A 352-nucleotide genomic window follows, 5' to 3' on the forward strand; every position below is an offset into this window, starting at 1 on the left:
GGCGGGCATCAGGATAGACAGCGAGCCCTTCGGCGAGGCTGTTTTCGATACGGTCATGTTCGCTTCAGGTGTCGAAACCGCCTTCGCTTCACCGGCACTGAACGGTTTTGTCAAACACGCGCTCAAGACCTCCAGGCGCGTCGCGGCCCCATGCACCGGCGCCTTTGTTCTGGCCGAAGCAGGTGCGCTCGATGGCCGTCGCGCAACGACCCACTGGCGATTCGCAGGCGACCTGAAGCGTCGCTTCCCGAAAGTGGCCGTCGAGGAAGATCAGATCTTTATCGTCGACGGATCGATCTGGACGTCAGCGGGCATGGCCGCGACGATCGACATGGCGCTTGCGATGATCGAG

The 352-nt window shown here is 61.9% G+C and carries 1 protein-coding gene; it reads left to right on the forward strand.

The annotated features are described in order from the left end of the window. Nucleotides 1-352, forward strand: a 352-nt coding sequence (locus BG61_RS38990; protein ID WP_035943918.1) for a DJ-1/PfpI family protein, incomplete at both ends; no start/stop codon positions are given.

This window comes from Caballeronia glathei (genome assembly GCF_000698595.1).
In the GTDB taxonomy this organism is placed as follows: Bacteria; Pseudomonadota; Gammaproteobacteria; order Burkholderiales; family Burkholderiaceae; genus Caballeronia; species Caballeronia glathei.